Below are 14,192 nucleotides of genomic sequence, written 5' to 3' on the forward strand. Positions count from 1 at the left end.
TGGCTGCGGAACGAGGGAGAGGGGGCGACGGGCAGGTGTTAGTAGTCGCCGAGGGGTTCGTTGCCGGCACGGGTGGAAAGAGCGGTCCAGGTGGCGGGGTTGATCGCGTCGCGGACGAACCGGACGGAGCCGTCGAGAAGCATGACGTTCACGCCGCCGGAGTGTCTACTGCGCGCGGCCTTCAAGCCGATAGCGGTCCACTGGGCTTCCCACACGGTGCCGATGGCCTCGCCGGTCAGACTCGTCACGCAGTCGTACTTCTTCGTGTTCGGCGTGTAGTAGTGGTTGTAACTGGAACACCGGACTTCGCCGGACGCCCAACTGAATTGCCGCTTTTGGAGATAGTTCCACGACCCGTTGACGTACGGGTCCTCGCAGTTCTTGGGGGTGAACGGCATCCCGATGACCCGGTAAATCTGATCCGGCGTGCCGGGCGGCGTCACCCCGTCGTTGATCGCCTCGTTGAGGTCGCTGCCGAGAAGGCTCTCGGAGAACGCGGCGGTGTTCGACGTGCCGTCGGACGCCTCCAACAACTGTCCCTTGACCTTCGCCCGGAAGACGCCGTCCGCCCCCCACGGGCTGCCGTAGACCTTGGGATTACCGTTGTTCATCCCCGAGCCGAAGCACGCGACGTAGTTCGTCGGGCCGAACAGGTCCACGCCGTACCCGCCGTCCACGGGTTGCATCTTGTCGCTCGGGCAGAGGAACATCGGCACTACGGCCGAGACCGCGAACCGGTTCTCCGGGAAGACCGTGAGGACCGGGATCGGCTGGTACATCGGCAGTTCGATGTTCATCCGGTTGCGGATGGCCGTCTGTTCGAGGTGCGGGTTGAGGTGGGCGAGGACGCTCCACGAGTAGAAGTACGGCGGGAGCCAACTGCTGCCGACGTAGGGCGGCTTTTGCTCGGCGGGTATCACCGGCGGCAGGTGGTTCGCGGTCGCCTCATAGTTGTGGAGCGCCAGGCCGATTTGCTTGAGGTTGTTCTGGCACTTGATGCGAGCCGCCGCCTCTCGCACCTTCTGGATCGCGGGCAAGAGCAATCCAATCAAGATCGCGATGATCGCGATCACCACCAAAAGCTCGATCAGCGTGAAAGCACGATGACGACGCATACCCCGTCTCCTTTGGGGCGAGCCAAAGCAGGAATAATCACCAGTATTATATTGACATCTGCCCTATGCACAAGATAATTAGCCCCGCGTTGCCCACCCCATTTGACTCGCCCAGAATGCCTCGCCCTAACCCTCTCTTTATTCAGGACGGACACACATGAGTCGGATTGGAATGCGATCGCGGGCGGCAACACTGCTAGAGAAATGCGTCAACTTGCTCACCCCGCCATCTGCGGCCCCCGCAACCCGCCGGCGCAACGCCGGCCGCACGAAGTTATCCTGCGAGCCGCTGGAATCCCGAGACACGCCGACCACATTCACCTGGGCCCCGACCGAACCTGGCAACTACGACTGGACGAACAAGGCCAACTGGGGCGGGAGTGGCTACCCGAACGCCGCCGGCGACGTGGCGAACATTACCAGCACCTTGCTCGGCAATCAGGTGATTAACCTGAACGACCCGATCACCATTGGGTCAATCACCATCGGCGGGTCGAGCACCGTCGGCACGTTCACCATCGCCGGCAACTACGACGGCGGCACCGACGGCAGCCTGACCTTTGACGTGACTTCGGGCAGCGCGTCCCTGACCACAACCAGCACGGGCGGCGGGGCCATCCTCGCCCCGATCGTGCTGGCGGACAACCTGACGCTCACCGGCGGCAGCAACACCAGCGGAACGGCCCCGATCGGCCTCGGTGGGGACATCTCCGGCACCGGCACGATCACCGCGTCGAACACCACCAACCTGCTGAACAACGTCTCCATCGGTTCGAACGTGAACGTCGCCGGCACGGGAACCTTCTCGGCCGTCCAGGCGATGTACTCCACGTCCTACTACGACAACGCCGTGTACGCCTTCAACTCCGCCACTGGCAAACTTCTCGCCACGCTCTACGCCCCGCAGCACCGGCCCAGCGGAAACCCGCAGCCCGCGCCGGCGGGCCTGCTGTTCCAACCGGCCGGTCTGGAGGTCGGCCCGGACGGCAACCTGTACATCAGCAGCCAGCTCAACAACAAGATCCTCCGGTACAACTTCGCCACCGACCAGATGGAGACGTTCATCTCGGACACGGTGTTGCAAGGCATCGCCAGCGCCGAGAGCCAGACCAACTTCGCCCCGGCCGGCCTGCGGTTCGGGCCGGACGGCGACCTCTACGTGAGCATGAACGTCGGCTTCACGTCGGCGTCCAAGAGCGGCGCGATCTACCGGTTCGACGTCAGTTCATCGGGCGGGCTGTCTTACGCCGGCACGAACACCCGCGTCGTGGACAACATGTCGCAACCGGCCGGTTTGGCGTTCGGCATCGGGTCCGACTCGAGCAGCCTGTACATCGGCAATAGCGTTTTCGGCGGCATCTCGAAGGTCGCCAACGCCCCGTCCGCCAGCAGTGCCACGCCGACCACGTTTGTCAGCCCGAACTCCGGCGGCCTACAGTTCCCCGCCGGGCTGAACTGGGGCCCGGACGGCGACCTGTACGTGACCGACCTCGCCGCGGTGTTCGGCTACGGCCAAGTCCTCCGGTACGACTCGTCGGGCGCGTTCGTGAACGAAGTGGTCGGTTCTCCAGTGTTCTTCCCCCAACCCGGCGACCTGAACAACCAATTCCCGTCCGACGTGCTGTTCGATCCGAGTGGGAATCTGCTCGTCGTCTGCCTCGGGCCGAAGGGACCGACGACCGGATCGAACGACTACGAAGGGTCGATTCGCCGCTACGACATCGGCGGGACGTACGACCAAGACATCGTGAGTTTCTCAAACTTCCCCGACACCGACGCATCGGCCGGCGGTGCGAGCGGCATCATCCCCTCCCAGGCGGTGATCGGCAAGATGCCGACGCTCACGTTCGCCGGGGCGCTGCAGCCGAACGGCAGTTCGGCCGGCACGATCTCTATCGCGGGGGCGTACTTCGCGTTCACCAGCGCCGGCGACTACGCGGTGAATCTGAACTCGACCGGCACGGGCGGGGCGGACAAGTTGTCATCGGATTCGAAGGTGGACTTGGGCAGTGCCACGCTGGCCGTGACTCTCGCGGGCGGGTTCACCCCGGCCGTGAACACGGTGTTCACCATCGTGAGCGCCAGCAGCGGCCTCACGGGCACCTTTGACGGCTTGGCCGACAACGCGACGTTCACGGCAGGAGGGTTAGGTCGTGTAGACAGTCACGGGTGCCTCAGGACATCCAGGGCGGAGGCCAAGTGTACGAACCCGAGGTAGCACTGGTCGAGCTTGTCGTACCGGGTGGCCACCCGCCGGCACTGCTTGACCCGGGCCCAGAACCGCTCGACGACGTTGCGGGTGCGATACACCCGGCGGTCGTACCGCACCCGCCGGCGGCGGCACCCGAGCGGGCGGATGACGGCCTTGGCCCGCAGCCGGCGGACCAGCCGACGGAGGGCGTCGCTGTCGTACCCGCGATCGGCGATGACCACCCGTGGCCGGTGGCCGGCCAGCAGGGCGGCCGCCCGCGGCCCGTCCCCGGCTTGGCCGGGCGTGAGCAACAGGGCGACCGGGTGGCCGCGGCCGGTCACGGCCGCGTGGACCTTGGTGCCGAACCCGCCGGGGCTGCGGCCGACGGCCTGGTCGCCCGCTTTTTTTCCGCCCCGGCGGCGTGCGGGTGGGCCCGGACGACGGTCGAGTCGAGGATGAGGGTGGACACGTCCGGGTCGCGGACGGCCTCGAGCACTCGCCCCCACACGCCGGCCGCCGACCACCGCCGGAACCGCCGCCAGACCGAGTTCCAGTTGCCGAACCGCGGTGGCAGGTCCCGCCACGGGACGCCGGTCCGCAGGACGTACAGGACGGCGTTGACGAACGCCCGGTGGTCCCCGCCGGCCGGCCCGCGGGCCGGGAGCAGCGGCCGCACCGCCGCCCAGTCTGCGTCCGAGAGTTCATGCCGTCGCATGCCAGCCGCCTCCGAGGGAGTCGAGGCCGTTATGCGACCGACCGCCACTACTGTCCACACAACCTAACCTTCCGCATCCACTACACGTCGTCGGCAGTGACGTTGACCCGAATTTAGCGACTGGGACAGACCCCGAGCCGGCCGTCCTTGCGACGGCCGGCGACTTTGGAAGGAAAGTATGGCTTCCGACGACGAGGCCGCATTGCAACGGGTGCCTCATGCCACACGGGCGACAGGACGCCGGGCCGGTGGAGACGTGCGTGACGTACTTCGCGGCCCTGGCTTCGCCGGACCGATTGAAGATTGTGCGGCTGCTGACTGCGGGACCGTGCTGCGTAACGGAGATCGCGCAGGTGCTTTCCATCCCGCCGGTGAATCTGAGCCATCACCTGACCGTCCTGCGGGAGGCCGAATTAGTCGTCAACGAGCGACGAGGTCGCATGATTTTCTACTCCCTACGGCCGGGGGTGCTCCCTGCGGAACGGTCGCCCGTTGCGACCCAGGAAACACTCGACCTCGGCTGCTGTAAGTTGGTCATCCCCCTGACGACGGGGACCGAAACGTCTGCCTGAGATTCTCCACCCCGCCATCACACCCCCTCTGAGCGACTCCATGACTCTCAACCACTGGCTGAAGCAATTCCTCGGTTCCAACAACCGCACGACCCGGCGGACCCGCCCGACGGCTCGCCCCCGCCTCCTTTCGCTGGAAGACCGCACCGTCCCGGCGTCCCTCTCGGCCACGTTGACCGCCGGCAACCTCGTCGTCCTCGACACGGACGCCACGGGCAAGAACAACGACCTGAGCATCTCGGTCGTCGGAACGGACCTCGTCGTCACGGACGCGGCGGAGACGTTTATCTCGCCGCCGGACGTGGGGACGCTCAGCAACGGCGACCAAACGCTGACCGTTCCCCTGGCGTCGATCACCGGCAACACAGTCACGATCAACGGCGCCGGCGGTGATGACAAGTACACCACACTCGTCAACAGCATCCCCTCGACCCTCCAAGTGCAGTTGACCGACAACGCCGGAGCGAACGCTTACACATACAACCTCACCGGCGCGACCAAGGCCACGCTCGCATCGGGTGATCGGGGGGCGGCAAAGCTCCAGGCGACGTCGCCGGCGGCGAAGGGCATGGTCACGCAGGCCGATACATCGTCGACGGATTCTACCTTCACGATCACGAACGCCGCCAGCAACAGTCTCCAGATCACGTTGAACGGCGGCGGGACGGCGAACGGCCAGAAGGACACCACAACAATCTTGCGCGACGCCTCGGCCAATCAGGTCGTCACTATCTCCGACGCCGTTCAAGGGAAACTCTTTGGTTACACCGTGCCGGTTGCCAGCGTTAACAGTCTGACCATCACGGGTACTGCCGACGACGACGACCTGCAAATCGGCGGGTTCGGTGGGACATCGACGACGACGCCGTTGCCGAGCAGCACGACCACGAACTATAACGCCGGCGGCGGAACGAACAGCCTGGAGTTCATCTCGGGGATCACGGGGGGGCCGACCTACACGTTCACGACCGAAACCAGCGGCTCGGCCAACCTCGGCCGGCTGCTCAACTACACGGGCGTCGGCCTGCCGATCATCGACAGCACGACGCCGACACTTACGCAGGGGGCGACGAGCACCTTCAACTTCAACACGACGGCCAACGGCGGCAGCGAAGTCATCACCCTGAGCGATGTCGGCCCGGCCGGCGACCGCCGGGTACGGATCGATTCGGACGTCGGCGGGCAGGCGGTCGAGTTCGCGTACCCCCCCACTGGCATCGGGCAGTTCCAGGCCTCCATCGTCATCAACGCCGGCAACGGCAACGACACCGTCAACATCGACAGCTTGGACTCCGCAGCACTCCCGGGCCTCAGCCTGATCGGCGGGAACGGTACCGACACGGTCAACGTCAACACGAGCATGACGTTCGCCACCAACCTCGGCCTGAGGGTGACGGCCGAGAAGTTCACGACGGCGGCGGGCGCGGCCATCACGGTCGCGGCCGGGACGGCCGCCCCGTTCATCGCCATCACGGCCGACGAGGTGGTGCTAGCCCCCACGTCGTCACTCACCGGTACCGGCACGAATGCCACCGTCCAGTTCGGCCCGGCGACGGCCGGACTAGGCCTCGACCTCGGCGGGCCGGGCGTCCCCGGGAGTACGGTCGGCCTGTCGGCCGCGGAACTGGCCACGATTTCCATCCTGATTCTCCAGTTGGGCACCGGCACCCAAGTCGGCAACCAGTTCGGCCCCGTCACCGTTTCCGCGGACGTGACGTTTCCGACGCCCACGAACGTCCAAATCGTGGCGCTCGGCGACATCGTCCAGAACGCCAATGCGGGCTCGATCAACACCGCCGGCGGGTCGGTGTTCGCGCTCCCCATCTACGACAAGGTCAACGGGCCGACGGCCGTGTACCGGCCGACCCGGGCGGGGACGGACGTGTTCGGCGCCATCACCATCCCGACGGCCCTGATCTCGGGCACCGGCATCGGCTTGGCCGTCGACATCAGCGGCAACGCGCCGGATGTGGGCTACACGCAGTTCAACGTGGCCGGGGCGGTCGACCTCACCGATTACATCCTGCTCCCGAGCGGCGCCTACCTGCCGCAAGTGGGCGACGTGTTCACCATCGTTTCCGCGACGAGTGTGACCGGTAGGTTATTCGACCCGACCTCCGACCCGGCCAACGGCGTTCAGCGCACGCTCAACGACAACGACATCTTTTCGTTCAACGGCAACACGCTCCGCATCAACTACACCGCCACCGCCGTGACGCTGACCGTTATCACCCCGACGATCTCCGCCACACTCGATGCGGGCAACAATCTGACCGTCCTCGACACGGACGGAACGGGCAAGGCCAACAACTTCAACATCTCCGTCGTCGGCACGAACCTCATCATCTCGGACACGGTGGAGACATTCATTTCCGCCCCGGCGGGAGGGGCGCTGAGCAGCGACGGCAAGACACTGACCGTCCCGCTCGCTTCGATCAGCGTCGGTACGATTACGGTCAACGGTGCCGGCGGTAACGACACGTATACGACGCTCGTCAACACAATCCCCGCGGCCTACAGCGTCGTGCTGGCCGACAACGCCGGGGCGAATAGCTACAACTACGACCTCACCGGGGCAACGACGGTGGCGCTGGCGTCCGGAAGCCGTGGCGCGGTAAAGTTTCAGGCCACCGCACCGACGGCGGGCGGTTTGGTCTCGCAGGTGGACACGTCTTCGACGACTTCAACGTTCACGATTCTCAACGCCGCCACGAACAGCCTTCAGGTCACGTTGAACGGTGGCGGAACCGCGAACGGCCAGAGGGACACAACCTCGATCAGTCGCGTCGGGACGAACCAAGTGGTCTCCATCGTGGACGCCACTCTCGGCACGATCTTCGGCTATTCCGTGCTGCAGACGAGCCTGAATAGCATCGCCGTCGTGGGGACGACCGACGACGACCTCGTGCAACTGACGTGGGGCAGTTTAGGCCAGTTGCCTCTGCCGACGTCGGGCCTGACCTACAACGCTGGGGCCGGCGGGGCCGACGGTTTGGAACTCGTCTCCGGCCCTGTGACGGAGGTCGGGTACGGGTTCTTAAGCCCGACCTCCGGTAGCATCGGCGTCCTCTCCGGCGGCGGCAGCGTGACGATCAACTACACGGGCATCGATCAAACGATCCGCGACGGGCTGACGGCGAGCGGGGGGTCGAACCCGGGCCGGGGCTTCACCTACACCAGTGCGTCCGAGACCATCACCGTCACCGACAACGGTACGCCGATGGACGGGCGGATCCAGATTGCCGCGGCCACCGCCCCGGCGGTCGAATTCCTCTACCCGGTCAGCGGCACGACGACGACCATCGACGGCGGGGACGGGGACGACGTCATCAACATCAACGGCGTCGACACAAATAGCCCGTCGGGGTTCATCCTCAGCGGCGGCCTCGGCGCGGACACGATCAACCTGAACACGGACGTGACGTTCCAGACCAACAACCGCCTCGTCGTGGTGGCGGAGCGGTTTACGACGGGAGCGAATGTCGATGTCGGCATTTCCGGCGGGGGCTTTTTCGACATCCGGGCTGACGCCGTGGAATTGAGGGCCGGGTCCACGATCACGAGCGGGGCGGCCAACAACGTCATCGCGCCGCTCACCCCCGGCGTGCGGATGGACCTCGGCGGGGCGGATGCGCCGGGCGTACTCGGCCTGAGCGCCGCCGAACTGGCCGGCATCACTGCTACCCGCCTCACGTACGGCAACACAACCGGCACCGCTGCCGGCATCCCGGGTGGCATCACCGTCTCTGCGGACATCAGCCCGGTGCTCTCTGCCGGTAGCCCTCGCGCTCTGTTCTTGAGCACGGCCACCGGGAACATCGTCCAGAACCAGGACGCCGGCTCGATCAACGCCGGGACGGCTCCGGTGAGTATCAGCACGGTTGCCAACTTGGCGAACCGATACTTGCCCTTGCGGTCGGGTACGGACGTGACGGCTGCTCAGGTCGCCTTCGCGGGTGTCCTGGGCATCAACATCGCCGGCAACACGGTGGACACCGGGTACACGCAGTTCAACGTGACCGGCACGCTCGGCATCCAGACCGGGTCTACGACGCGCCTGGAACTCACGGGCAACTACGTCCCCCAAGCCGGCGACGTGTTCACGATCGTCTCCTCCACGGGAAGCCGGACCGGCACGTTCCGGGACGTGAACGGCGTCGCGCTGGCCGAGAACGCGACGATCCCGTTCAACGGACAGACGCTCCGGATCAACTACACGAACCGGGTCGTGACGCTGACCGTTGTGCCGTCCGTTACACTGGACGCCGCGAACAATCTGGTCATCACGGGCTCGGGCGGGGACGACGACATCTCGGTTGCCGTGGTCGGGACCGATCTCGTCGTCACGAACATGGCGGCTGCCTTCGCCAACCCGACGATCCCCGGCGCGACGTCGTCGAACGGCGGCAACACGATCACCATCCCGCTGGCCTCGATCGGCGGGACGAGCGCCATTGTCAACGCCGGCCCCGGCGACGACACACTCACCATAGACTTCTCCGGCGGCAGCATCCCGTTGGGCATTCAGTTCAACGGCGGGGCCGGCGGGAATGACAAGCTGGTCCTCGGGCCGGGCACGACGACCAGCGTTACGCACACGTTCACCAACGCGAACGACGGCAGTATTACGCTCGCCGGGGATCTCGCCGGGACGTTCGACTACACTGGCCTTGAGCCGATCATCGACAACCTCAACGCCGACGATCGCACCTTCACGTTTAACGGCGGGTCGGAAGCGATCACAGTGGCGAACGGCGGCACGCTCGGCAACCTGATTTCGTCCACCCTGGCCGAATCGGTGGACTTCGCGAACCCGAACAAGTCGCTGACGATCAACGCCGGGACCGGCGCGGATACCGTCACCATCACCGGCCTCGACACCGCGTTTGGTGCCACCTTGACGATCGACGGCGGGAGCGGCACGGACACCGTGAACTTGAACGCGGGCATCACCTTCGCCGCCGGGAACAGCTTGGCCGTGACCGCTGAGAAAGTGACGACGGGGCCGGCCGCGGCCTTGATTACGTCCGGTGCTGGGACCCTTTCTATCACCGCCGACGAAATCGCCCTCGACGCCACATCGGCCTTGCAATCCGTCGGTTTAGTCGCGATTCAGCCGCAATCGGCGGGTCAGAACATCGACCTCGGTGGAGCCGACGCCGTCGGCACGCTCGGCCTGACGGCGGCCGAACTCGACACGATCACCGCCGGCACGTTGCAGATCGGCACGACCGGGAACGGGACCATTACCATTTCCGATGTCATCGACTTGACCGACGGACCGGTCATCGGCACGCTCCTGCTCTCGACGGCGAAGACCGTAACAAGTAGCAGCACAACGCCAAACAGTCTTGCCGTAGGCACGCTCGACATCACCGCCGGCACGGGCATCGGCACGGGTGCCAACCCGCTCGCCGTAAGTGTCACGACGTTGAGCACGGACACCAGCGGGGGCAATGGCGATCAGTTCCTCGCGGCGATCTCTCTCGTCACGATCGGCGGCAACGACCTCATCGCCGGAACCGGGCTAGTTACCCTGACCGAAGGGGCGTTCGCACTCACACCCACGGGGAGTATCGAAGGCGAACTCCAACTCGGCGACGGCCTCGGCACAGGCGCGATGCTGGCAGGGAACGGCACGGTCAACGGCAGCGTGACCGCACTTTCCGATGGCACGATCAGCCCCGGCAACAGTCCGGGCGTCATCGCCATCACGGGCGACCTCACCCTGACCGCCGGGAGCGTCGTCGCGGTCGAGGTGAACGGGTCCGCCACGGCGGGGGTGGACTACGATCAGATTCAAGTGAGCGGGACGGTCAGCCTCAGCGGTGCGACGTTGGTCACAAGCGGGACCGGCAGCGTTGCGGTGGGCAACGCGGTTCGCGTCATCGACAACCAGGGGCCGAACCCGGTAGTCGGAGCCTTTGCGGGGCTGGCGGAAGGAGCGACCCGCACGATCAACGGCGTCGCCTTCTCGAACACGTACCTCGGTGGCACCAGCAACGACGTCGTTCTCCTCTCCCTCGCGTCCGCCTCAATCGCCGACGTGTCGGCGGCCGAAGGCAATGCGGGGACCACGACGTTCACCTTCACGATCGCCCTGACCGCGGCCAGCACGAGTACCGTCACGTTGGACTGGGCGACGGCCGACGGTACCGCCACCGAAGGCGACGGCGACTACGTGGGGGCTTCCGGCACGGTGACGTTCGCCCCCGGCCAGACGACCCAGACGTTTACCGTGACTGTCAACGGCGATTTGAAGCGCGAGCCGGACGAGACGTTCGTGGTGAACCTGTCGAACCCGCTGGGAACGGTCCTCGCAAACAGCCAGGCCGTGGGCACGATCCTCAACGACGACGCGGTGCCGGTCGTGAGCATCGGCGATGTGTCGGCGGCTGAAGGAAATGTCGGGACGACTGCGTTCACCTTCGCCGTCACCCTGAGCAATCCGAGTAGTTCGGCCGTCACGGTGAACTTCGCCACGGCGGACGGCACGGCGTCGGCGGGGAGCGACTACCAAGCCGCGACGGGGACCGTGACGTTCCTCCCCGGCGAGACGTCGAAGACCATTACGGTCCTCGTCAACGGTGACACCACGTCGGAAGTTGACGAGACGTTCGTCGTTAATTTGAACACCACCACGAACGCGGCGATCGGCACGGGTACGGCGACCGGGACGATCACTAACGACGACGCGGTGCCGACGGTCAGCATCAACGACGTCACGCAGGCCGAGGGGAACGCTGGAACCACGGTGTTCACGTTCACGGTGGCCCTGAGCGCGGCCAGCGGGAAAACGGTCACGGTGAACTTCGTCACGTCGGACGGCACGGCCCTGGCGGGGAGTGACTACCAAACGGCGTCGGGGGTGGTAACGTTCCTCCCCGACGAGACGTCGAAAACCATCACGGTCCTCGTCAACGGCGATACCACGTCGGAACCCGACGAGGCGTTTATCGTGGCCCTATCGGCCGCAACGAACGCGACCATCGCCGACGGCCAAGGGGTGGGCACAATCACCGACGACGACGTGGTGCCGGTGGTGAGCATCAATGATGTCACGCAAGCCGAGGGAGATGCTGGAACGACGACGTTCACGTTCACAGTGACCCTGGCCGCGGCCAGTGGGAAGACCGTCACGGTGAACTACGCCACCGCCAACGGCAGCGTTCTTGGAGGTACCGACTACCAGGGCACGTCGGGCACGTTGACATTCCTCCCGGGCGAGACGTCGAAGACAGTCACCGTGCTGGTCAACGGCGATATGCAGTTCGAGGGCGATGAGACGTTCGTCGTGAACCTGTCCGCCGCCACAAACGCCACCATCGGCACGGGTACGGGGACCGGGACGATCACCAACGACGATTCCTCCCCGGTTGTCACGCTCTCGCTGGCCGAGAGCCCGTTCGCCGAGAACGGCGGGATCGCGACGGTGACCGCCACGCTTTCTAACCCGTCCGCGTTCCCGGTTCGGATCACCCTCTCGTTCGCCGGGACGGCAATTCTGGGGACGGACTACGACGCCTCGGCCGGGTTCATCGTGATCCCGCCGGGGGCATTGACCGGGAGCATCACCCTGACCGGGCTGGACAACAGCCTTGACGCCCCGGACAAGACTATCCTCTTGGCGGTGGCCGGCGTCAACGGTGGATCGACGGCGAGCCCGCAGCAAGTCACCGCGACGATCGCGGACGACGACTCGCCGGTCGCGGTCGGCGAAAGTTACTCCACCGTTGAGGACACCGCCCTTGCTGTCACCGCGGCGGGCGGCCTGCTCATCAACGACAACGCGGCCCCGGGTTCGACAGTCGAGCTGGTCGCGTCCGGCCCCGCGCACGGCACCCTCACGTTGCAGTCCGACGGGAGCTTCGCCTACACCCCGGCGACCGACTTCAACGGCCCGGACGCCTTCCAGTACCGCGTGCGGAATGCGGTTGGCGAAGTTTCGGACCCCGTGATCGTGTCCTTGAACGTCACGGCCGTAAACGACCCGCCGTCGTTCGTGAAGGGGCCGAATCAGATCGATCCCCGTGGGACCGGGGTTCAAGCAGTCTCCGGCTGGGCGACCAGCATCTCGGCGGGACCGGCCGACGAAAGTTCACAGACGCTTACTTTCCAGGTGACGAGCGACAATCCCGCACTGTTCGCGGTGCAACCAGCGATCGACCCCGCGACCGGGACGCTCACGTACACCCCCGCCGCGTTCGCCTTCGGTACGGCCACCGTTACCGTGCGATTGGTAGACAGCGGGACCGGGGCAAACACCTCGCCCGCTCAGACGTTCACAATCACGGTGAACAAGCACCCGACCGAAAGCCGGGCGGTGAGCCAGGCCGAGCTTCCGCTGTTCGCCGTCGGGGCGGACGCCACCGGGCCGGCGACGGTTACGGTGTACAAGGCCGACGGATCGGTCGCATCGACCGTGACCCCGTTCCCCGGCATGACCGGCGGCGTGCGGACGGCCATTGCAGATGTCAACGGGGACGGCGTCGGCGATCTGATCGCCGGGACCGGCCCCGGGGTGGTCGCCCGCGTCCGGGTGTTCGACGCCGTGACCGGGGCGATGCTGTTCGACATCACGCCGTTCGAGGACTTCACCGGCGGTGTGTTCGTCGCGGCCGGCGACTTCACCGGCGACGGCATGGCCGACCTGGTGGTGACGCCGGACCTGTCCGGTGGGCCGCGGGTTGAGGTCTACCGGGGCGGCGACTTCACCCGGATCGCCAACTTCTTCGGCATCGACGACCCGGACTTCCGCGGCGGCGCGCGGGCCACGGCCGGGGACATCAACGGCGACGGGATCGCCGATCTCGTGGTATCTGCCGGTTTCGGGGGGGGGCCGCGAATCTCGGTGTACGACGGGGCGGCATTGGCCCAGGGCAAGCAGGTGCACCCGGTCGGCGACTTCTTCCTGTTCGAGGCGACCCTGCGGAACGGGGCGTACGTCGCGGTCGGGGACGTGGACGGCGACGGTCTCGGCGACATTATCGGCGGGGCCGGCCCCGGCGGTGGCCCGCGGGTACTGGTAATTTCCGGGCGAACGTTGCTCGGGGCGGGGGCGGATGCCGCGATCAGCAGCCCGGTCGCGAATTTCTTCGCCGGGGACACGTCCAACCGGGACGGAGTGCGAGTCGCGGCGAAGGATCTCGACGGCGATCCGTTCGCGGACGTCGTGACCGGGGCCGGAAGCGGTGGCGGCAGCCGGGTGACGACTTACCGCGGGGCAACACTGAAGGCCGGCTCATCGACCCCGGACCAGGATTTCGACGCCGTCCCCGACTTCACCGGCGGAGTATTTGTCGGCTGATCGGAATGGGTACACACGGGCCAACGACACAGAGGATGTTTAACCGCGGTCGCCGACTCTTCCCCGCCCTGGTCCGTTCAGACGGGGAACAATACCTCTAACGATGAGCCGACCTACTATCCAACCAAAGCAGGAGAACATTGAACGGACTCATTCGCGTCCTCTCCGTCACGAGAGGGTCGCACATGGCCGAATCTTCACCACGAACAAGAAGGTGATCGATCTAATCACGGGTTTATCGGATCGTGATCAGGCTGAAACCGAAACATGAGCGACATTGTCAACTCACGCT

The 14,192-nt window shown here is 65.9% G+C and carries 5 protein-coding genes; 3 read left to right on the forward strand and 2 right to left on the reverse strand.

Features of this window, described 5'->3' with window-relative positions:
* Positions 1-38 precede the first annotated feature (38 nt).
* Positions 39-1,115 carry a DUF1559 domain-containing protein gene (locus PX52LOC_RS30480; RefSeq protein ID WP_149113617.1) on the reverse strand — a complete coding sequence of 359 codons (1,077 nt, stop codon included), beginning with the start codon at positions 1,113-1,115 and terminating at the stop codon, positions 39-41.
* Positions 1,116-1,272: 157 nt separating this feature from the next.
* Here PX52LOC_RS30480 and PX52LOC_RS30485 point away from each other — a divergent pair, with 157 nt between their 5' ends.
* Positions 1,273-3,333, forward strand: coding sequence for an NHL repeat-containing protein (locus tag PX52LOC_RS30485; RefSeq protein WP_149113618.1), 2,061 nt, complete (start codon positions 1,273-1,275; stop codon positions 3,331-3,333).
* On the opposite strand, the gene PX52LOC_RS30490 is transcribed toward PX52LOC_RS30485, so the two are convergent.
* Positions 3,279-4,021 (reverse strand): IS5 family transposase gene (locus tag PX52LOC_RS30490; RefSeq protein ID WP_390635869.1). Its coding sequence is split into 2 segments (ribosomal slippage): positions 3,279-3,715 and positions 3,715-4,021, totalling 744 coding nucleotides; the frame shifts between segments, so codons are not numbered across the junction. The genes PX52LOC_RS30485 and PX52LOC_RS30490 overlap by 55 nt on opposite strands.
* A 218-nt stretch (positions 4,022-4,239) precedes the next feature.
* On the opposite strand from PX52LOC_RS30490, the gene PX52LOC_RS30495 reads away from it, so the two are divergent.
* Together PX52LOC_RS30495 and PX52LOC_RS30500 are read left to right on the forward strand one after the other, a co-directional pair.
* Entirely contained in the window at positions 4,240-4,593 is a 354-nt protein-coding gene (locus tag PX52LOC_RS30495; RefSeq protein ID WP_149113619.1) for an ArsR/SmtB family transcription factor, read from the forward strand.
* Between the two features lie 40 nt (positions 4,594-4,633).
* Positions 4,634-13,900 (forward strand): Calx-beta domain-containing protein, encoded by a 9,267-nt coding sequence (locus PX52LOC_RS30500; protein WP_149113620.1) that lies wholly within the window; start codon positions 4,634-4,636, stop codon positions 13,898-13,900.
* Positions 13,901-14,192: the final 292 nt, after the last annotated feature.

Source organism: Limnoglobus roseus, assembly GCF_008254045.1.
Lineage (GTDB): Bacteria > Planctomycetota > Planctomycetia > Gemmatales > Gemmataceae > Limnoglobus > Limnoglobus roseus.